The sequence below is a fragment of the Vibrio sp. 1727 genome (genome assembly GCF_033344415.1).
GTDB lineage: Bacteria > Pseudomonadota > Gammaproteobacteria > Enterobacterales > Vibrionaceae > Vibrio > Vibrio alginolyticus.
The window spans coordinates 163,778-188,492 of the sequence record NZ_JAWPOT010000002.1; the positions used below are offsets into that span (position 1 = coordinate 163,778).

At 42.1% G+C, this 24,715-nt stretch carries 18 protein-coding genes; 9 read left to right on the forward strand and 9 right to left on the reverse strand.

The genetic code is table 11. The features are described 5' to 3' along the window. Nucleotides 1-87 precede the first annotated feature (87 nt). Entirely contained in the window at nt 88-1,701 is a 1,614-nt protein-coding gene (locus tag R8O10_RS03090; RefSeq protein ID WP_318191091.1) for a VRR-NUC domain-containing protein, read from the reverse strand. Between the two features lie 67 nt (nt 1,702-1,768). Next, the gene (locus R8O10_RS03095; protein WP_017635352.1) at nt 1,769-3,001 is read right to left on the reverse strand and encodes an OFA family MFS transporter; all 1,233 of its coding nucleotides are present in this window, start codon (nt 2,999-3,001) and stop codon (nt 1,769-1,771) included. A 576-nt stretch (nt 3,002-3,577) separates the two neighbouring features. On the opposite strand from R8O10_RS03095, the gene R8O10_RS03100 reads away from it, so the two are divergent. Further along, nucleotides 3,578-3,934, forward strand: coding sequence for a hypothetical protein (locus R8O10_RS03100; protein ID WP_005376535.1), 357 nt, complete (start codon nt 3,578-3,580; stop codon nt 3,932-3,934). A gap of 103 nt (nt 3,935-4,037) precedes the next feature. On the opposite strand, the gene dcuC is transcribed toward R8O10_RS03100, so the two are convergent. Further along, on the reverse strand, nt 4,038-5,405 hold the full coding sequence (gene dcuC, locus R8O10_RS03105; RefSeq protein WP_005398199.1) for an anaerobic C4-dicarboxylate transporter DcuC: 1,368 nt from the start codon (nt 5,403-5,405) through the stop codon (nt 4,038-4,040). A 359-nt stretch (nt 5,406-5,764) separates the two neighbouring features. Then, entirely contained in the window at nt 5,765-6,889 is a 1,125-nt protein-coding gene (locus R8O10_RS03110) for an acyl-CoA desaturase (protein WP_017821552.1), read from the reverse strand. A 271-nt stretch (nt 6,890-7,160) separates the two neighbouring features. Here R8O10_RS03110 and R8O10_RS03115 point away from each other — a divergent pair, with 271 nt between their 5' ends. After that, nucleotides 7,161-7,709, forward strand: a complete 549-nt coding sequence (locus R8O10_RS03115; RefSeq protein WP_318191092.1) for a GNAT family N-acetyltransferase — start codon at nt 7,161-7,163, stop codon at nt 7,707-7,709. A gap of 90 nt (nt 7,710-7,799) precedes the next feature. Here R8O10_RS03115 and R8O10_RS03120 read toward each other — a convergent pair whose 3' ends face one another. Beyond that, on the reverse strand, nt 7,800-8,417 hold the full coding sequence (locus R8O10_RS03120) for an HAD family hydrolase (RefSeq protein ID WP_025767847.1): 618 nt from the start codon (nt 8,415-8,417) through the stop codon (nt 7,800-7,802). A gap of 363 nt (nt 8,418-8,780) precedes the next feature. Between R8O10_RS03120 and R8O10_RS03125 the strand changes: the two genes are divergently transcribed. Beyond that, nucleotides 8,781-10,826 carry a response regulator gene (locus R8O10_RS03125; protein WP_318191093.1) on the forward strand — a complete coding sequence of 682 codons (2,046 nt, stop codon included), beginning with the start codon at nt 8,781-8,783 and terminating at the stop codon, nt 10,824-10,826. Nucleotides 10,827-10,929: 103 nt separating this feature from the next. Here the strand turns inward: R8O10_RS03125 and cqsA are convergent, their stop codons facing one another. Both cqsA and ylqF read right to left on the reverse strand, forming a co-directional pair. Further along, nucleotides 10,930-12,111, reverse strand: coding sequence for an alpha-hydroxyketone-type quorum-sensing autoinducer synthase (cqsA, locus tag R8O10_RS03130; RefSeq protein WP_258470474.1), 1,182 nt, complete (start codon nt 12,109-12,111; stop codon nt 10,930-10,932). 337 nt (nt 12,112-12,448) lie between these two features. Then, complete coding sequence (ylqF, locus tag R8O10_RS03135; RefSeq protein ID WP_005376521.1) at nt 12,449-13,393, reverse strand: ribosome biogenesis GTPase YlqF; 945 nt, start codon at nt 13,391-13,393, stop codon at nt 12,449-12,451. 447 nt (nt 13,394-13,840) lie between these two features. On the opposite strand from ylqF, the gene R8O10_RS03140 reads away from it, so the two are divergent. The 5 genes from R8O10_RS03140 (at nt 13,841) to R8O10_RS03160 (ending at nt 21,670) form a co-directional block, all read left to right on the forward strand. After that, the gene (locus R8O10_RS03140; protein WP_285384828.1) at nt 13,841-17,506 is read left to right on the forward strand and encodes an ATP-binding protein; all 3,666 of its coding nucleotides are present in this window, start codon (nt 13,841-13,843) and stop codon (nt 17,504-17,506) included. Beyond that, nucleotides 17,490-18,656, forward strand: a complete 1,167-nt coding sequence (locus R8O10_RS03145; RefSeq protein WP_318191094.1) for an EAL domain-containing response regulator — start codon at nt 17,490-17,492, stop codon at nt 18,654-18,656. The genes R8O10_RS03140 and R8O10_RS03145 overlap by 17 nt, the downstream gene beginning before the upstream one ends. Then, nucleotides 18,649-19,245: a response regulator transcription factor gene (locus R8O10_RS03150; protein WP_017635347.1), complete on the forward strand. Its 597-nt coding sequence runs from the start codon at nt 18,649-18,651 to the stop codon at nt 19,243-19,245. The genes R8O10_RS03145 and R8O10_RS03150 overlap by 8 nt, the downstream gene beginning before the upstream one ends. Before the next feature lie 9 nt (nt 19,246-19,254). Continuing rightward, on the forward strand, nt 19,255-20,625 hold the full coding sequence (locus R8O10_RS03155) for a GGDEF domain-containing protein (RefSeq protein WP_005376517.1): 1,371 nt from the start codon (nt 19,255-19,257) through the stop codon (nt 20,623-20,625). Nucleotides 20,626-20,782: 157 nt separating this feature from the next. After that, a complete protein-coding gene (locus tag R8O10_RS03160; protein ID WP_025767842.1) occupies nt 20,783-21,670 on the forward strand; it encodes a LysR family transcriptional regulator in 888 nt (295 codons plus the stop codon). Here the strand turns inward: R8O10_RS03160 and R8O10_RS03165 are convergent. Further along, a complete protein-coding gene (locus R8O10_RS03165) occupies nt 21,667-22,275 on the reverse strand; it encodes a response regulator transcription factor (RefSeq protein ID WP_017635344.1) in 609 nt (202 codons plus the stop codon). The genes R8O10_RS03160 and R8O10_RS03165 overlap by 4 nt on opposite strands. A 684-nt stretch (nt 22,276-22,959) precedes the next feature. Here R8O10_RS03165 and R8O10_RS03170 point away from each other — a divergent pair. Further along, nucleotides 22,960-23,940, forward strand: coding sequence for a chemotaxis protein (locus R8O10_RS03170; RefSeq protein ID WP_025998672.1), 981 nt, complete (start codon nt 22,960-22,962; stop codon nt 23,938-23,940). A 49-nt stretch (nt 23,941-23,989) separates the two neighbouring features. Here the strand turns inward: R8O10_RS03170 and R8O10_RS03175 are convergent, their stop codons facing one another. Beyond that, nucleotides 23,990-24,520 (reverse strand): prepilin-type N-terminal cleavage/methylation domain-containing protein, encoded by a 531-nt coding sequence (locus R8O10_RS03175; RefSeq protein WP_005376513.1) that lies wholly within the window; start codon nt 24,518-24,520, stop codon nt 23,990-23,992. Between the last annotated feature and the right edge of the window lie 195 nt (nt 24,521-24,715).

Consider the following 24,715-nt stretch of genomic DNA (forward strand, 5'->3'; position numbering starts at 1 on the left):
CGAAAAAATGTTTAGAAAAAAGAGCAAGGGGCGATAACCGAGGGGCGGTTTGAGTGAACAAACACCAAGCTCTTTATATAGAGTAAGTTAAGTTGCTGCGACGTAACACACCGCAAACGGGACATTAAGGCGAGTAAACTCTTTGATCCAACGCCATTGGTTATCCTGGAGTTTATCGCCTGGCCCTTTTACTTCAATCCATTCGAACTCGTTTCCTTTAAAAGCAATCAGATCAGGCATCCCATTGCGGTAAAGCTTTAGGTCACTCAATTGTATTTTAAATAGCGCCATCAACATGTTAGTTGGGATTGTATCGAGTGCCATTTCGAGTAGCTCTTTACTTATTAAGCTCCAATGCACAAATGGATTGCTGATACCAAACTTCTCATCGTATCTAGTTAACAACGTATAAGTATTGCCCGTTTCCAACATATCAAACGTCGCATCTATCAAAGCTTGGCGTTTGGTAACAAAATCAGAATGGTACAAATCCAGAGGACGATGTTGATAGGCATTGATGAATGCGCCTTCGATGGGAGCGAAAATCGCATCCCAAAAAGTGAGACCAAGTAATGCATTAAGCAGTGCATTTTCGGCGTAAAATACAGTCCAGCCTAAGGACTCAAAATACGCTTTGCTGGCGAGTTCGACTCTCTGTTGAGATAAATCCAGTTCAAGGCGGTATTCCGTACAGGTTGGCTTCGTCACTCTTGGCACTTTCTCGCCTTGTTTTCGTTTTAACCGTTGCTCAAGTTTTTGTGCAACTTCGAGCTCAGACACATCGATCGGTGAGTTAAGCATATCTGTGACAATGTCACCAAATAAATCATCATGGTTTAATTTGTCATAGATACGTGCGCGTCGTTCTCGGCTCGGTGTGAGTTGAGTTTGGCCAAATAGAGACAGGGCGGTCTCTAGATCATTAAGCCGTTCGTAATCACGTGCTATGTCATTCAACATGTGCTCGCGTTTACGATCTACGTAACGGTGTTTAACGGGCTGAGGCATTGCCTCAATTAATAAGTCGAGATTGGCTTTGTCTTTTCGGTCAAATTGCCAGTACAGGTTGGCCAACTGGCTCAGTTCAATTAAACGGTCTATTTGCTCACGTGAATCAAAGAAACGGCGCACTTTACTCAATTGATATTGCTCGAACTGATGCAAACCTAAGTCATCAAGCACAAACTGACTTAAGTCTTGATGGGTGTTGGCAAAAAACAGAGTGAGCAACACGTCGATCATATGAGCTGAATTGAGTTTGACGATCGTAAACTCAAGCTTCTCTATACGATCAAATTCCGCATTACTCAAACGTTCGACAAGGGCGTCTTTCTTGAGTGATTTCGGCAGTTCGGGATAAAGCGCAGAGATTTCTGGTTTGGTCAGTAAATTGGCCGCTAACTCTTGATGAGAAAGAGGGGGGGAAAGGGCTACAAACTCATGCTGACTCAATTCTACCAGTGCTTCATTGATAGAAGGTATTTCTTGATAACTCAGCTTATCGCTTCGAAACCAACACCCCTTTCGGCTGTATAAACGCACCAAAAGGCACTGGGCGTGTTTGCTCAAAGAATCAAACGAGCAAAGCCATGCGTGTTCTTCCTTGGTCAGTAAATCGCTGTACCAAGTTACTGCGTGATGAGTCAGCTTGAAGAAGTTCTCTAGATAGTAGTCTGGTGCAAGTTCGATAGGGCTTTCCATAAACGACCGATAACAAAAAAGGCTTAACCCATAGGTTAAGCCTTTTTGCTATCAAATCAATTCGCAATTATGCGTTTTTTAGCTGTGCTACTTTCGCTTCAGACAATGGCTTAGTGATGAACGCTAGTACGATACATACTGCCATCATTGCTGAAGAAATTGTGTAAGCCAAGGTGTAGCCGTCGCCATTTGTCATCGAGAAACCAACAACCGCTGCGCCGATTGCACCACCAATACCCCATGCTGTGTAAAGCACGCCGTAGTTAGTGCCGTAGTTTTTCAGACCGTAGAACTCAGCCGTTAGAGTAGGGAATACCGCTAGAAGTGTGCCGTAACCTACCGCTGCGATTGCTGTACCGATGATCAGTGTAAACTCAGAGTCGAACGTCGCGAACAGCACCATGTTTACGCCTTGTAGAACGAACGCAAGTAGAAGCGTACGAACACCGCCGATTTTATCTGCAAGCATACCCGCGGCAACACGACCGCCAGAGTTAAATACAGCAAGAATAGACGCTAGGTAAACCGCGTTTGGCAAGTTTGCTTGAACGCTTGCGATTGTCGTGATGTTACCAATGATCATTAGACCAACAGAAGCTGCAAACGCGTACATGATCCATAGAGAGTAGAACTGTGGCGTTTTCAACATTGCTTTCCAAGTTAAGTCATCTGACTTTTTCACCGCTTTAGGTGCTTGGCCTTCTTTTACTTTAGGCTCCGCAGGTGTGTAGTCTGCTGGTGGGTTGTTGATGGTTGCTGCAAGAGGAACCGCAATCGCTAGGATACCAACACCAAGAACCATAAAGCTAGTTTGAATGCCCATGCTGTCTATTAGCGCAGAAGTTACTGGCGCAAGGTAAATAGCCGCTAGACCAAAACCTGCCGCAATAATGCCGTTAACCATACCTTTCTTCGAAGCGTGGAACCACTTCATCGCAGAAGGTGATAGGCATGCGTAACCAAAACCGATACCTGCACCTGTGATCACGCCGAATGTAATGTTCAGCATGAGTGGAGTGTCAACAAAGCCAGACGCGATCATGCCCAGACCTGTAAGAACAGTACCTAGGATAAGGATCATTCGAGGGCCCATGCGGTCTTGAAGAATACCTGCAATAAGAAGACAGATAGAGAAAGTGATGGTTGCAGTTGCGTAAGGTGCAGAAGCTTCTGCAGCACTCCAGCCTGATTCAGTTACCAGTGCCTTGTTGAATACACTCCAAGCATACAGGATGCCAAGACAAAGGTTGATACAGAACCCTGCTAACAGGATGCGCATAGCTTTATCAATCTTGCTCATTTTTATTCTCAGTTTTTCCTCTTATTGGCAATGCCGCAAAGAAGGTTGGTTTAAAGATGTTTTTTCTCAAAATTAGTTTGCGTTTTTCAACGTTTAACGCAATGAGCGCGGATTATAACCAATAAATATGTGATTGGAATCTCTTTTTACGGTTACTGATAAAATAATTTGCAACATTAAAAGTGGATGTGAATTCATGGTTTTGTATGTAGTAAGAACGTTGTAAAAAAGTGATATTTTTTGTTCGCTAATAACGAATGATGAGTCAAGACAGAGAGGTTTTACGCTGTTGAGTGCACAGTTCACATTTCAAATAAAAAATTTCAAAATGTTTCCATGTTAACCATCTGTAACAAAAATGGCGAATTTATCATCTGACTGTCGTAAGTATCAGATGCAAAGGGTTTCTTAATTTTTAATTGTTAACCTTTTGTAATAATTGAAGCTGATTAGCTTTTGTGTTCATTAAGTGAGCAAAAAAGTAACTTGTAATTGCTGATTTTAGGCGCAGAATATAGTGAAAAATGAGTTTTCATTTATGAAGGGATGCTTTTTAGATTTGTTGTGAGGTGACTTATGAAACTGTTCCTATTACTCATGGCTTCGGTATCCGCTGGTATCGCATCAGCAGACCACATCCATTCATTTATGTTGGGCTTATCTATTGCTTCTTTAGCGGTAGGTAGCTGTTATTTCTTCGCATTTCGCAGCTCGCGCTTTCCACAGCTTGCTTTATTCCTACTCATTTGCGGTATGCTTTCTAAGTTGACGATAACCGTAGTCGGTGTGATGTGGGGAATGTCCGCGGAATTAATCACGTCTCCAATCGTATTCGCACTTTCATATTTATTCTTTTCGCTTGCCGTTACCTACTTATGGTTTAGCTACAGAGAGAGCATCACTAAGATTCCTGACCGATTTAAGTCAGCGTAAATCAACACATTAGAATAAAAAAAACGCCAGCACATTTGCTGGCGTTTTTAATTAAACGTAATTTTGTTCGGATATTGCTTTTAGTTTGATCGTGGCAATACCGTTAGGCACTCATTGGAACAAGCACCATAGTACCAATAATCACCGTGATAAGGCCTGCTAGAACTGGAACGGATGTGCGTTTTACAACCTCAAACGGGCTGATGTTTGCCATACCTGATGTCGCAACGATTACGCCAGATACTGGTGAGATAGTACGGCCTAGGTTTGATGCTTGAAGCATCGGGATAATTAGGAAAGCAGGGTTTAATCCCATTTTCGCAGCCAAAGATGGTGCTAACTCCACGAACGCATAAAAAGGCGCGTTACCCGAACCCGTTGCAATTGCTGCTGCAACTGTCAATGCAGTTAGAATAAGCATTAAAGCAACGCCGCCTGCACCAGCATTATCTGCGAGATGAAGTAGGTTATCGATAGCTCCGATAGACATCAGACCTTGTGCAAAAACCCCTGCGGCAACCAAAAGCATCACAACGCCTTTGAACGCGTCAGCCATGCCTGCGTAACAAGAATCTAAATCTTCTAGTGATTTCTTACCATCGAACTTATTTACAACATAATGGATCAGAGCTCCAAGGAAAATCGAACCAACCACAATAGTGTAGATGTCTAGACTAAGTCCTGGAATGGTACGACCGTTGAATAGGAAAACGCCGATGATAGGTAGAAATGGAAGAGCTGCATAAAACGCTGGTGCGTCAGCTTTGATCTCTGATACATCAATTTTTTCCATTGGTGTATTTTCTTTCTTATCTAAGTATTTGTTCCAGAAGAACGCTGCCGCTGCCATGACGATGATTGCGCAAATAGAAACAGGCAACACAGTTTGTACCGCAAACACATCAAGCGCTAAACCAGACTTTTCTGCTGCGATAACAACATCACCAGAAGTAGGAGAAAGGATGATTGCCGCTGGAGAGGCACACACTGCAACGGCTGCTGGACGAGAAATGCCCATCGCGACCATCATTGGGAATAGTGTCGCCATTAATAGTACGCCAAGGCCTGTTGCAGAACTTACCGCAAGAGACATCAAACACGCCACAATGTAAGCCGCTACCAAAAGGACGTAAGGAGACTTGATGACAGAAAGCGGTTTAGAGAACTGTTTCACTACCACGTTGTTCGCGCCGATATGAGTCATGTATGACGCAAAACCACAAAGCAGCATGATTTGCATACCAAGACCGCCACCGCGGTATTGAAGCATGTATTTCACGTATTCAAGCGCATCTGTCACCATGTTACCAGTTGAGGTGATTTTTGACGGCAGCACGTCGTGCCCCAAAACGCCAGTCATAAGAAGTAAAGCAATACCAGCTGTCAGTAACACGCCCGCAGCTTTATAGCCTTTGACAATAAAGTAACCCACCGCAATGGTAACCACTAAGCCAATTAAGAGCTCTAACATAGGGATCTCCGAATGTTATGTAAAAAAGAAAGAAACTGTTTCAGTTTATGACAAGGAATTTACAGAATTCTTAGCTGTGGCACGAGACAAATATGGGGCTTGCATGATCTGAGACAAATAATAATTTAATAAATAATTTCGTTAGATTGTATTGTTGGAATTTGGTTTTCTAAGTGTTATGTGCTGGTTTGAAGCTATTTATAGGAAGGAAAATATGACTAGGAAAGTGAATGAATAAAGAGTGAATTGATTCACAATAGGAAAAAGACTTTACTCAGTAAGCAATTATTGGAAAACACTCTTCACAACAAAAAAGCTTCGCCGAAGCGAAGCTAAGTAATCGTAAGAATGAGGATAAACTATGCGTATCGACGAACCATAAGGTTCCAACTACGTTGCTGCCGTTCGAACTCTGCTTTAATTTGCTGGTACTTCATTTTCGTTACAGAACATTCGTATTTCTTTACCACACTGGCAGTTTTGGCACCGAGTACTTCTTTGCGCATCTCGTAGTATTCCTGCATGTGATGAACTAGAGTATCAAACTCGTGCTGTAGCTGATCGAGGATTGTTTGCGTGTTCGGTTTCGATTCTAGCTTTTCTCTTGCTTTCTTCAAAAGTTGACTCGCACGGGCCTTTTCAATTCTAAATGTAGGCGTTGTGCGCAACTTAGATGTGAGTCCTAGCCAAGAACATGACTTTATCAACCACTTCGTTGGGTCGTAATGCCACCAATACACGCCATTGCGATAGTCATTCTCGAAAATATGATGGAAATTATGGTAACCCTCTCCAAATGTGAAAAAGGCGAGTACACCATTATCGCGAGCAGTGTTTTTGTCTGTGAAAGTTTGCTTACCCCAAATATGTGCGAGGGAGTTAATGAAAAAAGTCGTATGGTGACTCATAAAGAGTCGAGCCGCACCAACGACCAATAACATCCCCCAGATATCACCGTAGATCAGTCCGAGCATGACTGGGAAACCAATATTAGTCAGTAGGGCAAGTGGAACATAATACTTATGCTGCCACATGACGATTTTGTCGCGCTTTAGGTCACGGCAGTTTGTATATTCGTTTTCCTTTGATTTATTGTAATCACGTAACATCCACCCAATGTGAGAATACCAAAAACCCCGCTTGGCTGAGTACGGATCTTTATCGTTATTGTCGACATGTTTGTGATGCACACGATGATCAGAAGACCAATGTAATGCACTATTTTGCAAAGAAAATGCTCCTCCAATCGCAAAAATGGCGCGCAAAATAGGATGAGCTTCGTACGTTTTGTGGCTCCAGAGACGATGATAGCCTGCTGTAATAGAAAGGTTAGTAAAACTAAATGCAATCACTCCCCAAATTAGATGTTCCCAACCCAGTCCAAAATGATATGCATACCAAGGCATTACAATAAAAGTCAGAACAAAACTGGCAGAAAATATCAATGTATTCAACCAGATAACAGGTGGTTTGTTTTGAGTCACAGGTGTATCCCTAACTTTGAGCTAACAACTGTTCGCCAGAATATCAGCGTACACATGTAAGTCAAATTAAAGTTAGACAAATGTGACTATTCCTTTGGGTGTAGATTAAGGAACTTGATGGGATATTTTGCTTTTAATTGAATAATGAGTAGTATTAAAAAATGAGCTCTGGCTTAAGGTGTATAAAATCTGCCAAGAAACAAGTGTTATAAAGGTGGAATATACCGAGACTCTATAAAGAAGCAAAAATGTAAGAAAATAGGAATACGTAATGGATTTACGATTAGCGGAATATAAGGACTACGAGCGCATTGCGCATCTTCATGCGGATAGCTGGAAGCGTCATTACCGTGGCATTCTTAGTGATAACTATCTTGAGAAAGAAGCGATTGACGACAAACTACTGATTTGGCAAACCCGTTTGACCAACCCACCATTCAATCAGCACATTGTCTTGGCGGAGGAGGGAGGTTTGCTACTTGGCTTTGTTTGTGTGTTCGGCAACCATGATTTCGAGCGTGGAACCTTTATTGACGCATTGCATGTTGATGACAGTTACCGTGGTCGTGGTATTGGTAAGCAGCTATTACTTGCTGTCGCAGAATGGCAACAGCAGTACTTTAAAGACACAGGTCTTTATTTAGAAGTTGTGTCGCAAAACATTTCTGCGATTGAATTCTATCGCCACATTTGTGGACAAGAGGATCAAGAGCGAACTTGGCGCGCACCTGATGGCAAAGAGGTGTTAGAAAAAGTATTCCGTTGGAAGAACGCCCAGTCATTAGTTAGTGGGATTGAGGAAAACGTGATTTACTCCTAACCTAGCGTTCTAAAACATTAGATAAGAGCAGTCTCAACACTGCTCTTTTTTGTTTATGCACCCTAACGTTATGTTTTTATTAAAAGCTTTCTAGAAGTTAACCCCCATGGCTTTTAGTTCGAGCTCACATTGCTGAGCATTTTCAAACTGAATAGCAGCCATGCCAACTGCTCGGGCACCTTCAACATTGTAAGGCATGTCATCAAGAAATACTGTCTCTTCGGGGTTAAGCTGATACTTTGAAAGTAGAGTTTGGTAGATCTCCGCTTGTGGTTTTAGTAATTGAACTTCAGAAGAGATGATTGCTCCATCAAACAGTGGCCAAAACTCATAAGTAGTACGAAGGTGTTCCACAATTTCGTTGATGTTGTCTGTGAGCGCATATACGCCATATCCGGCTCTTTTTACTCGTTTTAACAGCTCTATACTGCCGTAAAGTAATATTTGAGTGTGTTTTACATAATAAAAGAAGCGGCCCATTTCTTCCGTCGTTACTTGGTGTTCACGTTGATAACGCTGTTTTGCTTCCCTTTCGGAGATCGTCCCTTTATTTAAATCTTTCCAGATTTGTGATGAAAATAGCATCTGAGCCATTTTCTCTGACTCTACGGAACCACCAAATGTTAAGCGAACGATTTCTACTGGAGACCAGCGTACCAATACATTACCTACATCAAAAATGACATTTTTTATCTGGACAGAATTCATAACACATCCCAAGCCAATTGTTCTTCACCACGCTATATGCGGTGAGTACTGTTTTTGAATCGTTGGAAAGTCGTGCCAAAGGCGCGACTTAAGTTTCTTGCACAAAATGAGATTAACATCCAATTGGATACAGAGCGATTATCGCAAAATTACACTAAACTATATGCAACTTTGTTTATTTGGTTGTAAATCAAGTGCAGCTGTCTTAAAAGATTGAAACTAAAGATAAGTATTGCGAGCTGTTTACGTCATTTCGCGCTGCTTATAAATGATGATTAATATATAATTAGTTAATAATAAAATGATAAAAGTGAATCAAAATCACATTGTTGTGCGTCAGGCGGAGTAAGCAAAACAGATTATATGGACTCGATACGTAAGGTTTATCAATATGCAGAACCAAACCTAACTCTCGTTGGCTGGATGGGGTTTCTTGGCTTTCCGCTGTACTACTTTGTCTGGGAGTTTGCCTTTCCACAGGCTTATGAAAATTTACCTCTTAGATTGTTTTGCTCGTTATTGTTTTTCGGCATCATTTTTAGAAACCGCTTATCATCGACTTGGAGAGATTATGTTCCTATTTACTACCAAGTGACGATAACGCTGTGCTTACCGTTTTTCTTTTTTTATATGTTACTGATGAATGACTGGTCCAATGTATGGGTTATGTCGTTTATGTCTGCAATTTTCTTACACATTTTACTGGTTCATGTTACTAGGGTCATGTTTGCTCAAACCTTTGCTGGGATAGGTTTAGCAACATTCTTCGCTTGGGTTGCAAAAGGGTTCCATCTTGACTTGACCATGGATTGGACTCATGTGCCAATCTTTCTGTTTATTTATGTCTTCGGTAATTTGTTCTATTTTCGTAACCAAGTTGAACATGAAGCGAAAGTCTCGCTGGCAAAATCATTCGGGGCAGGGATTGCACATGAAATGCGTAACCCGTTGAGTGGGCTTTGCACTTCAATAGATGTTATCCAGTCGATCTTGCCCAACATGAAAGAGGCAGGAAAAGAGCAGTACGTCATGAGTGTAGAAGATGTCACCTTATTACGTGAAGTGACTCAGGATGCAATGAACATTATCCAATCGGGTAATGAAACCATCGATTTATTGCTGACTTCGATTGATGAAAATCGAGTTTCTCGTTCTAGCTTCAAAAAATATTCAGCTCACTCGGTCGTTGAACAGGCAATTGAAAGCTTCAGTTATAAACGTGCCACTGATCGATTTGCCATATCGCTGGATGCGAGAAGTGAGTTTGAGTTTCTAGGTAGTGATACGTTACTTAAATACGTTATGTATAACCTCTTCAAGAATGCCTTCCATCACCGTAAATCTGAAGATTTTCACATACATGTATCCATGATAAGTTCAGAACGCTTTAATCAAATTGTTGTAACCGATAATGGTGCTGGCATTGCTCCTGATGTTCTACGCAATATCTTTCAAGACTTTTACACCACTGGCAAATCAGGAAGTTATGGTTTGGGCTTACCGTTTTGTAAAAAAGTCATGCGTTCATTTGGGGGGAACATTGAGTGTCAATCTCAGTTAGGGGAGTGGTCTCAATTTACATTAACTTTCCCACTAACGACATCTGATACCGTTAATGAAATCAAAAACGATCTGACTAAACTCAAAACCATTCTAACGGTGACTAGCCAAGATATCTTGGTGTCTAAAGTAACAGATATTAGCCGTTTTATGGGCTTTGACTCGACGATTTTAGATGCCAACCAAGTACTCAAAAAGAAAGAGTACGAGTTCGAATTCGATCTGATTTTTATCGATCTTGAGAGCTTAGATCCAAGAGCAAACCAATTGGATAGATTAGAATCTCTCTTGTCTTTCACTGAAGCACGCATCGTTTATCTTTTTGAGCATCATCCGACTCAGAGAGCACGTAAGGCTGCATATGAACCTATTTGGATCGAAACGCAAGCCTGGTTATTGAATACTAAACCAACTATTGAGCGTCTCTTATATGATTCAAGCTATGTATCGACACCAACGGCCTCGGTGACGTTAGATAATTCAAATAAGCGCACAATTATGGTCGTGGATGATAATGAATCTTTGCGTAAATTCACGGCAATGTTACTTGAAAAGCAAGGCTTTGAAGTTATTCAGAAAGAAGACGGGCAGCAGGCTCTGGATACACTAGAGCAAGAAGATGTTGATCTCATTCTGATGGATATCGAAATGCCAATTATGGATGGTGTAGAAGCGTCTAGGCGAATTAGAAGCTCGGATAAAAACTATGCGTCGGTACCTATTATTGCACATACAGGGGATAGTTCACCTGTCACGTTGGACAAAATTGGGTCTTCGGGTATGTCTGACTTCATCGTAAAACCGGCGGATAAAAATCGCTTGTTCGATAAAATCGCAAACTGGATCTAATCATTCGCGACTTGTTTTCTTGAGGCGAGTTGCTCACAACGAATAACACGAATAAAGAGCTCAGCAAAACTGTTGAGCTCTTTAGTTTTATCTACACACTAACTTACACAAACTCTAAGTCAGGGTGTGCAAATGCTTGTTGGCAGACAGTGAGTACATGATCAACTTCAGCAGCTGTCATGTCGGCATTGACTGAAAAACGGATGATGTTTTTGTTCCTTCCAGTTGCAGGGCGGCAAAACACTGCGCCGTAAACATTTCGCTCTTCGAGAAAATCGCGGACTCGCTCAGTGTTTCTCTCGTTGCCGCATTCTAATGCGATAATTTGTGATTCACTGCGAATAGTAAATCCAATGCGTTTTAAACCAACGGCTAAAGACTTGGCTCTTTCAAACAGAATATCTCGCTTATCATCTGATTTTCTTATGACGTCCAGTGTTTTCTCTAGCCGAATGATCTCTTGCGGTAATACGGTAGAACTAAATATTGCAGGGTACGCCACAAACGGAAGCGTCTTCGCCAGTTTTTCTGGGCCTAAAATCGCGCCAGCACGATAAGCAAATGTCTTGGCAAGACTAACGGTAATAAAATCTACCTTATGAGTTAAGCCAAGACCCTGCAGTACCCCCGCACCTTGTGGACCGTGTGTACCTAAAGAGTGTGATTCATCTACAACCAGGCCGCAGTCAAACTCCTGTGCTATTTCGTAGATATCACGTAGAGGAGCGATGGTCCCGATAGTGCTGTAAACCGAATCCACAACAATGATCCCTGAACCGTGACGTGAAATTTGTTTTCTTAGGTGACTGGTGTTGTTATGCATGAACGGATGAATTTGTGCTCCGGCAATACGTGCGCCTTCCCACAAAGACATATGTGCAAAGAAATCAATGTACACAGGTATGTTCGGTGCACAAATAGTCTGCAATAAACCGACATTCGCAGCCCAACCAGATTGAGAAAGTAGACAACTAGGCATACCAACGAAACTGGCTAGTTGCGTTTCAAATGCAGGTTTCGATTCATCGTCTTGTAAGAAAATCGCGGACATCACGACGTTGTCATCGTGCTGGGAAATCGCATCACGATGCGCGTTTTGAATCTCCTTATTATGAGACAGTGCAAGGTAATCATTGCTTTGCAGGACAACGGCATTACACGGTGGGCGTTTACCAAGAACAAGGTGTTTTTTGTTCTCATTTGGTTCGATTAGATCTTGAATATAAAAATCTAGGCGTTCCTCGATAAAGGAGGGAAGTGGTTTGCTTTGTATAGTTTCACTCATAATAAATCTCTTCTTCATATGGAAAAACGCCAGCGCTGACACTTATTCATATTGCGGATTTTGGGGAGAGTGTCACTAACCAGGTTGCATAAGTTTGCAGACCCTTGCAAACTCGACATTTGAGGGTTGGATGGTGGCTGTAACTCTATAGGGGCCCGGGGTCTAAACTAGTTTGTGCTTAAAGTTTATACGGCGATTTTTCGGTGTTTTTTCGTGCTTCATATCTGGGATTTTGGATGAGGAATATAAAGTTTGAAAAGTGAAAAAAATGGGCGCATTAGATAACAAAAAAGGCGCGAAAATCGCGCCTTGAAACATGAGTAGATAAGAGACAAGCTTATCGCTTATTACGTAAATAGCGCTTACGACGCTCTTCTTTACGCTTCGCTTTCTCTTCTTCTTTACGGGCGGTTTCAATCTCGACTTCAATCAGCTCTTGAGTGATCATTTCTGGGCGTTCTAATGTAATTTGGCCCAAAGTGCCTTGGCGAAGTTCGTGCAATAAGATCTCTGATACTTTGTGTAAGTCAACACGTCCACCAGCACGTAGTGCACCGCGGCGGCGACCAATTTCTTCCATGATCTCGATATCTGATTCTGGAAGCTCTTCAATTTGATAACGCTCTTTAAGCTTGTCTGCATAATGAGCTGCTAGGTATTCAATGGTATAGAATGCGACTTCGTCATATTCCATCGCTGTATCTTTTACCGCGCCAGTAGCCGCAAGGCGGAAGCCACTGTGTGGATTTTCCACTTTTGGCCATAAAATCCCTGGAGTATCAGATAATACGATGCCATTTTGCAGGTTGATACGTTGTTGACGACGTGTAACCGCGGGTTGGTTACCTGTTACAGCGATTGTTCGACCTGCGAGGGTGTTAATGATCGTCGACTTTCCAACGTTTGGGATGCCCATGATCATGGTGCGAATGTTTTTACCAATTTCTTCTCGGTGTGGGGCAAGTTTGCGGCAAAGCTCCATGATTCGATGCACTTCTTGTGGTTCAGAAGTCGTGATCGCCATTGCTTTTACATGTTGCTCTTGCTCCAAGTGCTCAATCCACAGTTGAGTTAATTCTGGATCGGCCAAATCACGTTTGTTCAAAACTTTAACGACAGGTTTGTCACCACGGATTTGAGAAATCAAAGGGTTTTCACTACTGAAAGGAATACGAGCATCCAGTACTTCGATGATCACATCCACTTGAGGGATTGCTTCTTCGATCTCTTTACGTGCTTTGTGCATGTGGCCAGGAAACCACTGGATTGAGTTATTAACCATTTGAATTTAATACCTTAATTTTTCTAATGCTCCAGCGGTTGTAAAAGTAGCAATGTGAATCTTGAGTGACACAATACTAGAACGCATTTTCTAAAACTGTGTTTACTTCAAGCTGCTCGAAACCGCGGAGTTGAGCTTTCTTTCATGTTAATACGCCAGTTTATCATGGAATGATGATGAATCATTCAAGATGAAAGTAAAAAGCTATGGCGTGCAAACCTAAAAGCACACATCCCTTATGTATACCGACTCGCAGTGAATATCCGTCTGGGTGAGAGACCGAACGCAAACACTGTGTAGTCAAAGGTGGATTGTGTTGTCAGATTGTTCTGACGAATTTTGGTTTTTTGGTTTTATATCAAAGCTTTATTTTTATTTCGCTATTGAGCGAAGTTTGACTTTTATCTGACAAAAACTAGTCTGAGCTTCCATTCAGAGGAAGCAGTCATGCTCAGTATTCTTAGAAGTATTACGGTATCGTCCGTCGCCTTAATTTTTTTAGCGAGTTCTTTTTGCTCAACTGCCAAACAGAGTCCTAAACCGAAGGTCATCGTTGGTGTTATTGCGCAAGACGAAGCTAAAGACTCGTTTGACGGTAGCGTTGGTCCTTCGTACGGAATTAGTCTTGAGTATTTGTCTAACATTACTAAAGCTTTGGATTATGAGTTAGAACTTCGGACTTACAAGCATATTCCGTCTTTACTTGCGGATGTCGAAAGCAAGAGGATTGATGGTGCGGTTGGATTTAGTAAAACAGCAGCAAGAGAAAAGCGTTTCTTGTTTTCGATGCCTTTTTTTTCGAGCACTATCGCTGTTTGGTATCGGAATGCCACTTACCGAGATAGTGATGCGCGTGATCTTAAATGGGTGTGTGTTGAGGGCAGTGTATATTGTGACAACCTCACTGAACGCGGTATCGATAAGATACATTACGTTAAAACACGTTTAGAGGCGTTTAATGAAGTTAAGCGAGGTAAAGCGAACGCGCTGATTTACACTTATGTTGGTATTACCCAATATTTGGATTTGAATGACATTGTAAAAGGGGTTGTCGATATTCCCAGTTGGTTGAAAAACGAAGAGGTGAGTTTTATCGCTTCGTTGGACAAACAGAGTCTGATCGATGACATCAACAAAATCCTTCAGTGGGAGCAAAATGGAAAAAATATTCGCTCCGTCGCCTCGAAAAATCCTTACCATATCAGTGATAAGTTATTGGTAGATTACCGACGTAATCATCAAAACAAACTAGTGATAACTTACAGCAGCAGTGACGAAGCTTATCCGTTTCTCTACCGAGATTCGCAAACGGGCGAGCTAGACGGTTTCTTTCCAGACTTCATCGACTTATTGCAGTCTCGTACTGGCTTGAGCTTTAAGTATGTGAAACCGACGTCGAGCCTTTCTAATGGATTAACGGCATTTGATGCCGATATAGTCCCCGTTTCTTATGTGGGTGAGCTACCTAAGTCAGATTGGTTGTTCACTAAACCATTCATGCACAGTAATTACGTGGCTATCCAAGCGGAGCAGAGCAAGCGAGATAAATCTGCATTGAAAGAAGCGGGTATTCTGCTCACTTTGAAAAAGCAAGGGTTAGTTCATTTGGGCACTTGGCAGCAAGGCCAAGTTGATCATTATGATGATTTGAAAAAGCTGCTTACCGATTTGAAATCGGGCGTTTTGGATGTGGCTTACATTCCTGACGACATCGTTCACAACATGATTGCACAAGATCAAGTCGATGGCTTGGTGATCAATGCGGAGGACGTTTTGACGTTCTCTAATGCATTTGCGGTTGCAAACCACAATACACAACTGCAACACATGTTGAACAGCATCATCGAAACCATTGATTCTAACGAGATCGAAAAACTGCAGCGTTCTCACCGAAGCTTCAAACTGACTTATGGCTATGACGCGGAGCAGATCGCTACATTTGTTGTTGCTGGTTCATTCATATTCTGTCTCATGTTAATTGCGGCGTATTTCACCTTATCTGACATGCGACTTAAAGTGAGGTTAGCCGAATTTAATGCTGACAATGAGGAAGCGCAAAAGCAATGGCTGATGGACATCATCAAAGAGATCAATAGCTTGGTTTTTATCCATAGTGAAAATAACCATATGGAGATGAGCAATTGTGCCAACTACAACAGTAAACAGTGCCAACAATGTAAGTTGAAAAGTGATTCTACGCACGCTCCTCTGGTGAATAATTTTGATGAACTGACCACTGTTATTGCTGGAAAGCGTGTTTCAGAAGAGGTTGCCTCGTCGGGCTGTGAACTTGATATTAAACATGTATATCGAGAACGCAAAGTCATCGCTTCTCCTAGCGGTAAGAACAAGTTTGTACTGACGGTTATTCAAGATATTACCCAGCAAAAAGAACGTGAGCAGGCGTTAATCGATGCGCAAAAAGAAGCGCAAACCGCGGTACGTGCGCGCGAAAACTTTTTGGCAACCATGAGTCACGAATTAAGAACGCCATTGTCGGCAGCACACGGCATCCTCGATCTGCTAAATCACCAAGTGACGGCAGATTCAAATCGCGAGTTAATTGCCCAAGCCATACGCTCGCTCAATCATTTGAATACGCTAGTAGACGAAGTACTGGATTATTCAAAGTTAGAAGCAGGGCACTTAACCGTCGCCCCAGCTAAGACCGACTTGCTTAAAACCTTGTGCGATGTGTTTCGAAGCTTTGAACCACGAGCGCTCGCGAAAGGTTTGGATTACAAAGTGACAATCAAACCATTTTCGAATGCTTTCATTGAAATCGACGCGCTGCGATTGGTGCAAATTACCACCAATCTGCTCTCCAATGCGGTGAAATTCACTGCGGAAGGCGAGGTTGGAATCAGTGTCATTCTTCATGAAAAGCAGCTTATTTTGAAAGTGGCGGATTCAGGTATCGGCATGACGGATGACCAACTCGAAGGCATTCTCAATCCTTTTGTTCAAGCGGATGACACTATTACGCGTAAATATGGCGGTACTGGATTGGGGCTGAGCATTGTTGACCGATTGATCGACTGCATGGGCGGCGTGCTCTGCATCGATTCACAATTTGGCTTGGGCACGACGATTACCGTCAAACTGCCAATTGAGCATTGCGACTCTGAGCCAGACGTTTGTTTGAACTGGACGTATAGCGAGAGCTTACCACTTAATATTCGCCAGTGGTGTGATGCGTGGAAAATGCGTCCAGCGACGTTAAAAACAATGGTGGCGAACCTTCACCCTATACACGACAGCGATGCCAGTTTTAATGGCCTAATGCTGCGTGACGAACAAAGGGTACTTGGCAGTCTTACGCTAAGAGAGATTCAATATCCAGATACATTGTTCAATTTGCTCAGCCAAACGCAGCAAGAAACCAAGCTTAGTGACGTAAATCAAGAAGTGGTTTCTTGGGTTCTCGGCACGGTACTGGTCGCAGAAGATAATCCCATTAACCAAAGTGTGATAGCAATGCAGCTTCATGAACTTGGAATCGAACCTGTCATTGTGAATAACGGCCGCGAAGCATGGGAATACATCAACCAAGATGAAAACGTTGTGTTGCTGCTGACCGATTTTCATATGCCAGAAATGGATGGCTATGAGCTTGTTAGGCACGTGAAAAACTCCGAATTTAAAGCAATTCCAATCATCGGTGTGACAGCAGAAGATGCTCGTCTTGCCATTGAGCGCACACAGGATATCGGCATTGATGATGTGCTCTACAAGCCCTATGACCTTAATCAATTAAAAACCGTTTTGATTCCATTTATTGGCGAAAAAGAGAGGGGTAGGCTGCCCGGCTGGATTAAACGGTTCAAAGCACAGGACGCAAAAGAGATTGCGCGCGTGTTTAGTCAATCAATGTCTACAGATATAAAAAACTTAAACGCCGCATCGACTGAGCGAGACAAAAAACGGGTCATTCATGGCATCAAAGGAGCGGTTGGGGCGATAGGGGTAAGCATGCTGACTGAGCTTTGCATTGAGGCAGAACGAGTTACTGCTGCGGAGTTTGACAGGCGAACAGTGGAGCTAATTTTACGAATCGAGCAGGAGATCGAAAACATAAACTATTGGGTAGAGACAAATGAATACACAATTTAATGTGATGGTGATTGATGACCATCCGCTACAAACCACAATACTTACGCAAATATTGGATCGCTATTGCGCGCAAGTCATCCCCTTTAACTGTGTGGATGCTGCTATTCAGAGTGTGCAGGAACAACATTTTGACGTAATTTTTTGTGATATCCAAATGCCCGGAAAAGACGGCATCGATATGATGGAAATGCTCGATGAAGTCCAGTACCAGGGGCAAGTTGTACTGGTCAGTGCAATGGAATTGACCATTATTTCTGCGGTAAGAGCCATGTGCGAGGGATTTAGCTTTGAAGTATTAGGGAAGCTACCCAAGCCATACGATGAAAATGAAGTCGTTGATTTGTTACGTAAAATAAAAGATGAAAAAGCGAAACAAGTCAGCTTTGCTCAACCTATTGAAGTGGAAGATCAAGAATTCCTGTTTGCTCTGGCTGAAGGGCGCGTGAAAAATTATTACCAGCCTTTAGTCGATGTGCAAAGTGGGAAAGTGCTTGGGTATGAAGCGCTCGCGCGTTGGAATCACCCCATTTATGGTGTGTTAGCACCTCATTATTTTTTGCCAATTGTAGAGCGTTGCCGCCTTTCAGGAGAGTTGTTTCAAGCTGTATTGAGTAATGTTATCTATGACATGAAACACCGAGGATTGACGCAAAACGTATCCATCAATGTAGACCATGAAAATTTAGAAGATACGGCGTTCTCTCATTACTTTTTACAGCAATGTTTAGAGAGCGAGATTGACCCATCACAAATCACCATTGAAATTACAGAGCGAGATACATTTCAGACTAGCGCGTCCCTGTACAAGAATTTACTCAAGTTGAGGATGAACGGTGTCACTGTCTCAATAGATGATTTTGGCACGGGTTCATCAACGTTTGAAAAACTGGCTCAACTGCCATTCAACGAGTTAAAAATCGATCGTTCGTTTGTACAAGGTGTCGAATGCGACATCAAAAAACGCAACATCGTTGTTGCTATTTGCGCGTTAGCGAAAAGTTTGAATATACGACTGGTCGCGGAAGGTATTGAAGACGAAGTCACACTGCAAGCGATACGTGAGTATGGCATTGATCTTTGCCAAGGCTTCTACATTGATAAACCCATGCCACTAGAAGCCATAACCATACTAAATGAAAGATATGAATAAATTGAATTACTTGATCTTTGACGATCATCCTCTCGTTTGTGTTGCAATCAAGTCGTTGTTGGAAGAGTTAGGGAAAACAAATGGGGTATTTACTGCAACATCAGCGAAGATGGCATTACAAATATTGAAAAAGGAAGAAATTCAACTGTTGATCTTAGATGTGAACTTGGCAGATTGCGATGGGTTTGATTTCTACAAACGTATCAAATCCCATGGTTATGAAGGCAAAGTCATTTTCTTCTCCGCTGAAACTAGCCAAATGTACAGCCAAATGGCTTTTCGTTCTGGCGCTGATGGCTATGTGTGTAAATCGGAAAATCACGACATTCTTAAAGACGCGATAGAAGCGGTAGAGAAGGGGTATACCTTCTTCAAATTTAAGCAAGTTGTTAACAGCGTTCGAGAAATGCCACAACTTTCAAGCAGAGAAAGTGCAGTAATGAAGTATTTACTACAAGGAAAGTCCAATAGAGAAATCGCTTCAGTGCTATCAATAAGTGATAAAACAGTCAGCACATACAAACGCCGTCTATTGGATAAATTTAACGTAAAGAACATTGTTGAGCTAACAAGAGTGGCGGGGGCGTAAGACCGCATCATGACACTTAAAAGTATCGCGTTGTCTCTTTTCATCGCAACATTACTATTCGTCACTTCTGTCACAATGATTGGTGCTGTGTTAATTTCTTATGAAGTAAAGCAGTTCAACACTTACGCGAATAATTTAGCCAAAATAAAACAAAAAGTAATTCTCATGGGGCTATTGACGGAAGCGCAGCTCGAGCAATACAAAGGCATGAGCGTGAGTGAAGTAGAAGCGCAAACAGAGCTGAGCTTTCAAGATGCTATTTACTCCCTGTCACCTTATGAAAAACTTAATTACGTTGAAGCTGTTGCACGGAAATCGCTTCATCAGGCTGAAGCGTATTTATCAAATGCGTTCAATCGACAAAATGCCGTTATGTATTTTCGTTCTTATACTGGAAACAAACTCATCTTAGAGAGACCGATTGAAGCGTTAGAGGGAGTGAAAGCCACATTTGATGTTGATTGGTGTAAAAGTAATTATTCTTGTGTGTTAGCCGCGTGGAAAGAGCAACTAACGGACCGGGTATTGTTTTCCCTACCATTTAAAACGACATACTCCGATGACATGGCGATAAGCATCATGAGTCCGGTTTACTTTCAAGGTGAGTTAGTGGGAGAGTTCTCGGAACAATTGTACCTCTCGCCGCTTTATAATGATGGGAAAGCGGTGGATGTTCAAATAGCGAATGGGAACAAGCAAATGGTGATTTACTTCGCTGGCTACCCCTTTCCATCATTCGCGTACACCCAATCATATGTCGCAGACAACAACAATCTCATTGTTTACATGTACCCATTCAGTAAAATTGTACTGGATTACGTGTTCTTGTTTATCATCTTCTTTTTCGTAACTTTAGCGTATTACAACAAAGCTTATGAATCTAAAGAGAGCAAACTTCGCCTCGCTAAGGCACTGACGAACGTGACGAAAGATGATTTAACGGGATTGTTTAACCGCAGAGTCTTTCAAGATAGCGAATTCAAACGTCGTTTGGAAACCGCGCCATATTCCGTCATTGCAATAGATGGCGATAGGATCAAGCGAATCAATGACCATTACGGTCACCATGTAGGGGACGAAGTTATTGGGATTATTGCTGATGCTATGTCTAAAGTGTTTCGAAATAGTGATTATCTAGTTCGAACTGGTGGTGATGAGTTTGTTGCGATTCTGCCAGGTTGCAGTATCAGCCAATCTTCAATATTGGCGAAGAAGCTTCGTAGTGTCGTTAAAGATAACCGACTAAAGACCTTGGATATCGAAGTTAGTGTGAGTACTGGTATCGCGGCGAATGAGTTACACGAAACGCTTCAGGACGTTATTGTACGTGCAGATGAAGATCTCTATGAGATGAAAAAACACAGACAAAAGTCCCATTAAGCAGGTCTGGTATTGACTAAATGCCAAGTTACGGAACATAACCATGACATAACTGTTTGATTAATTTGACCAAACAGAATGAGTGGTCTTTTATATTAGAGCAGTCAACAAATAGTGATTGCTCTATTTATTATCGACCTTACATCTGGTGTCGCACGTGAACAAAGATCTCGACTTAAACTTACTTAAAATACTTGTCTTACTGGATAAGCACCGTCAGCTCAAGCCCGTTGCGAAAGCGATGGGGAAGAGCGAAGCGTCAATTAGCAAATACCTTGCCCGATTGCGACTCCAGCTAAACGATGAATTGTTTATTCGGCATCCTCACCACATGGAACCGACGGACTATTTAAAACGTCAATTACCTAAAATTTCCGATGCACTCGAGAAGCTTGAAACTTGTCTAATTAGAGATGAGTTTGAACCGGAAAATTACGAAAAAGACATCACCATTTGTTTACCGCAAACCGCTCAATACTCATTTGGGCATTTACTTGCAATGGATTTAATGGCGCTGTTTCCCAAGGCGCACATTTCGATAGCAACGATTACAGAGTATACGATAGAAGAGATAATCCTAGGCAAAGTGGATGCGCAATTACATTACTTCAACGAGGATGTTCCGAAATCTGTTTATCAGAAGTTCATCGGCTATGCGCCTGCTGTGTTAGTTGTCCCTGAAGAGCTGGGAATTACCACCCTGGAAGAAGCGGCCAAACTTCCCTTTATCATGTTAGAGATTATCGGTTGGAAAGAGAAAGAGCAGCTCGTTAAGCGTGCAATGGAAAGCCACGGTATGGTCATCAACCGTATTGCGGCTCTAGACAACGTAAGCAGCGTATTGAAGCTAATTAAGCAAAAAAGCGCCGCAACCGTATTACTTGAATATCAGGCGCCAATTGATGGATATAAATTTATAAGAGTGCCAGAGCATTTTTACCCAGATGGCTGGCCAAAAGTGGTTGTACAGGTGAAGCAAAGCTTAAGACATGATGCAATGCACCAGTTGTTAATCGGTGCTATTGCAAAATACATGAGCGCTTAGCGGCAAAACTCAATGTTTTCTGACTGAGGAATAGTATGCAGAAGTTCAATCAACGTGTCCGCATGGTACTTTTTCAGAATACGCGTTTTGTAGGTGCTGATTGTTTTAGCGCTGAGTGAAAGTTGTTCAGAAATCTTCTTATTTGAGTAGCCTTGTACAAGATAATGGAACACCATGGCTTCGCGATTTGAAAGTGTTACGTTACCCGACGATGGTGTGTGAGTCGACTTAAACATTGAGTAACCGCGTGAAACACTCACAATTGCGTCAATAATGGTCTCTCTTGTTTCATGTTTGCTTAAGAAGCCATTTGCGCCCATTTCGTACGCTGCTTTAGAAAGACTCGAGTAGTCACGTGAAGAAACAAATAACAGTCGGCCACGATATCCTGTCGCTAAAATGTTTTTGGCTAAACGCATACCATCGCGGTCGCCAAGCACTACGTCTAAAATAATCAAATCAATCTTTTGGCCTCGGACAAGATCCATCACTTCCGCACTGTCAGTGGTTTGAATCACTTCAGCTGCGTTGATTATAGATTCAACTAGAGAAGCAAGTGCTTCGCTATACAATGGTTGAGCGTCGATAATAAGAACATTATTCAAAGTTAACCTCACCTAATACATCAACTAGTGTGCTGTCAGGCGACAGCGCAATTGGATGAATAGGATTGTAGGAAAAACCTTGCTAAGAGGAAGGAAAATGACTCTTTCCAAAAGTGAAAATCAGTGTCTTGATTATGGGAATAACGATGTCAGGTATTGAAATACCTAGTGATAGGATGATTGCTTAAAACTTACGCTGACAGAAAACTAACAAACTGAAAGTGTTCTTTCAGTGTTCTATGCCTTCAGATTTTCTTGCGATGCCTCTAGCGCTTCGATTTAAACTCGTGTGTTCACAAGCGCAGTTTTATACCATGCCACTTGAAGAGAGCTTGTTCTACACCAGGCATGAGCACAGTAGCCAACTTTGCACTGATATCTGTTGGATAGGTTTGGCTATTGACGCTGAACATCACTTCAAATTATTTCTAAACTTTTCATTGACTCGGTCGCTAAAAGTGGAGGTGTTAATTCGCACTTTGGCCACTCATAATGTCGTGTTCAAAAATGAGACAATTTTACATGGTTTGGTATGGAAATGTGCGTTAGCCGTCCTTTTGATGGTTTACAAATTTTGTTGTAACGACTAAAAAGGACTTTTGGATTTTTAGCCAGAGAATGGCTTCTCATGGCGTTTGCATCAAACTTTTTCTGATGCGTATTTTTGGTTGGATAATTGGCTTTATGAGTAACGTAACCAGCACCATTTTGACAGAAAGTGGTACCAATGAGCTTGAAATCATCGAGTTTCATTTAGAAAAAACATTGCCAGATGGCAGCACAAAAACTTGTTATTACGGCATTAACGTTGCGAAAGTACGAGAAGTGATTCGCGTGCCAGAAACAACCGATTATCCAAACGCACAACCTCATATGATTGGTGTGTTCTCATCCAGAGATGTACTGACGCCTTTAGTGGATTTAGCTGGTTGGTTAGGTGTGCCAACACGACAAGATCTGGAGCGCAAGTTTGTAATCGTTACGGATTTCAACAAAATGACCAATGGCTTCTTAATTGACAGCATTTCGCGTATTCATCGTATCTCTTGGAATGATGTGGAATCACCAAGTCAGTTTTTGGAAGCGGGCGAACAAGACTGTGTAGTGGCCGTTGTCCGTAAAGAAGGCAACCTGATCATGATTCTCGACTTTGAAAAAATCATCGCAGACATCAACCCAGAACTGAGTATGGAAAAGTACGATGTGAAAGGGGACAAGTCGGTGGATCTCAACCAGAGAATGGTCGGTAAGCGTAATGCTAAAACGATCATGGTGGTGGATGACTCAGCATTTATTCGCTCTTTGATCCAAGATACATTAGCTTCTTCAGGCTACAATGTGATCACATGTAAAGACGGTGGTGAGGCGCATGAGAAGTTGATGAGCTTGATCGAGGTTGCGAAAGAAGAAAACTTGCCAGTTAAAGAGCTATTAGATGCGGTGGTTACGGACGTAGAAATGCCTCGAATGGATGGTATGCACTTAGTGAAGAGACTACGCGATACCGAAGCGTTTCATGAAATGCCGATCATTATGTTCTCGTCATTGATGAGTGAGGATAACCGAGCGAAAGCACTATCTCTTGGCGCAAATGATACGATTACCAAGCCAGAGATTGGCCGCATGGTGAATATGATGGATAAATACGTGTTTAACTTTGCGTAAAAAACCGATCAGATGAAACAAATAAGGCTGCCGATTGGCAGCCTTATTTTTATTGAGGGCAGGGAAGAATATCTAAGGTGTAACTCTCGTTTGGAGTCTGCGGTGGCCCATATAAAATTCCGCATTGTGTAAGGCTAGCTCTTTTTTCGTCGGCTGCAGCAATGACCATTTCGCGAGTTGTTGAACCAGCCGGGTGATGAAATGTTTTCCAATCCGAGTCTTCTTCGTTCAGTCCTTGCACGAGTAACTTCATCGATTCGCTATCAGAATCAGGATATCCATATAAAAAAACACAGCGCTTTGAACCACCAATATTACAGCCGTCAAATGGTAAATCTGCCATTAAAGCACTGTCTACGAAGTTTGAAACGTAAGGCTTGCTTTCCAATCCCGCAATCGCCATTTTCCCATAACCCACGCCTAATGCTGACGCAATAGCGCCTTTCATTCCTTCCAAACGTGCTTCACGTGCATCGCTTTGAAGGTTTAAAAAGCGTGGCGCGGCAGTGACAGCAAGAATACCGAGCACGACAATAACTACGACTAACTCTATTAGAGTAAATCCCGTTTGTTTTTTCATATTATTTTCACAGCAAGTTAAAGGTAGAAAAACACTGACCGTACACTTGTTTATTGTGTAAATAAGTACGGTAATGATAAATCGATCAGTAGTATAAAGAGGTGAGTTGTAAAGTGCTATACCGACGCCGCACTAATTGACTTAATCCATTAAATGCAATGGAGAATTCACGGGTTTAATTCTGCTAGATTTTAA